Origin of the sequence: Ruegeria halocynthiae (assembly GCF_900106805.1) — a bacterium.
GTDB lineage: Bacteria > Pseudomonadota > Alphaproteobacteria > Rhodobacterales > Rhodobacteraceae > Ruegeria > Ruegeria halocynthiae.
Genome location: NZ_FNNP01000032.1, coordinates 1 through 1578 on the forward strand (window position 1 = coordinate 1; position 1578 = coordinate 1578).

The 1578-nt window shown below is 55.4% G+C and carries 2 protein-coding genes; both read left to right on the plus strand.

Features of this window, described 5'->3' with window-relative positions:
• Positions 1-162 precede the first annotated feature (162 nt).
• Complete coding sequence (locus tag BLU89_RS21025; protein ID WP_074739701.1) at positions 163-576, plus strand: MbcA/ParS/Xre antitoxin family protein; 414 nt, start codon at positions 163-165, stop codon at positions 574-576.
• Positions 577-581: 5 nt separating this feature from the next.
• Positions 582-1295: an RES family NAD+ phosphorylase gene (locus BLU89_RS21030; protein ID WP_074739703.1), complete on the plus strand. Its 714-nt coding sequence runs from the start codon at positions 582-584 to the stop codon at positions 1293-1295.
• The last annotated feature ends 283 nt before the right edge of the window (positions 1296-1578 follow it).

Here is a 1578-nt window from a genome sequence, read left to right on the forward strand (position 1 = left end):
TCGGCTACTGTAATCGCACGGTCATGTCCGATGTGAAGCCCAAGAAAATAACGTTTTTGGGGCACGGATAATTTCCAGTTATCGTTACGCTGGTAGCTGTTGGGTTGCAATTTGGCAGAAAATTACCTATATTATGCCAAATGACAACTCTGGGAGCTCGTCATGCCACAGTTGCAACTCGTTGAGAAAACAGCATATCAGCCCGCTGTACCGGAAGTCTCCGATGCCGAGGGTGCAGCCATGGCTCGCGCTGTCGTGAATCTCTTTGCCAAGTGGGACATCACCGATGCGCAAGCCGCTGTTCTTCTGGGCGGTCTGTCAGCACGTACCTGGGCCCGTTGGAAAGCCGGCGACATCGGTCGTATCCCGCGTGATCTAAAATCACGGCTGTCCAACTTGATGGGCATTCACAAAGCGCTCCGGATCATCTTCACAGATGCTGATCGCGCTTACGGATGGGTCAAACGTCCCAATGAGGCGTTTGGCGAAACGCCGGCACTCGATGTGATGCTGGGCGGAGAACTCACCGATATTATGCGTGTTCGTCGATATCTCGACAACGTTCGAGGCGGCTGACCCTCGTGCAGCCTGACGTCACCCGCGTTACCTGGTCCACAACGCATCGCATCATCCGGTCGCGCTTTCCGCCTATCGACCTGTTTGAAGACATCGCTGATCCCGCTGACTGGGATGCAATTTTCTCTGCCGAGGCCAAGACCAATCCGCGCGTCGCCGAGAGTGTCGGCATGCTCGATCTTGTTCCGGAAGATCGCCGCGTTGCGGGGGCAGGTGCCTCTTGGGCCATGGCGCCCTTCACGCACACATCGACAGACCGACCGAGCCGGTTCACCGATGGGTCATACGGCGTCTATTACGCCGGTGACCGTGTTGAGGTCGCGCTCTTTGAGACGATGCATCACCATGGGAGATTCATGGCGGCGACGTCTGAGGAACCGGGCTGGGTTTCAGACTTTCGGGAGTTAGTGGGCACTCTTGATGCCGACTTGCACGATCTCACAGGAGTCTCCCTGGAGGACGCGGTCTACGACAAGGATAACTATACTGCTTCGCAATCCCTGGCGTTTGAACTTCGTGATGAAAGTTCAAACGGCATCGTCTACACCAGCGTCCGATATCCGAAGGGGCATGCCGTTGCGCTGTTCTGGCCGGACATCGCTGGCATCCCGACGCAGGGTCAACATTTTTCTTATTATTGGGATGGGGTAGCGGTCACTCGAGTGAAGAACCTGAATTCAGGTGACGTGTTTAACATCGTTGAGGAGACCTCTGATTGATCCTGTCGCAAAGGACATAGCTCGAAGACGTTTTGGGTTGCCGGACTGCCTGCATGTTCCGATTGCCGCTCGAGACATCGGAGCTATCGAGGCGCATATCGGATCGATTGTTCAGCCGCTTGGTCGCGGAACACCTGCCACCGCTTATCTGATCGAGGCATTTCAGGCTCCGGCGATCGATGACCGATGGCTTTGTCGCAAACTTTGGTCGACATGTTGCACCTTCGCGCGGTTTGATCCAACTGGTGGTTGGTCTGCTGCAATGTTTGGGAATGTCCGGTGA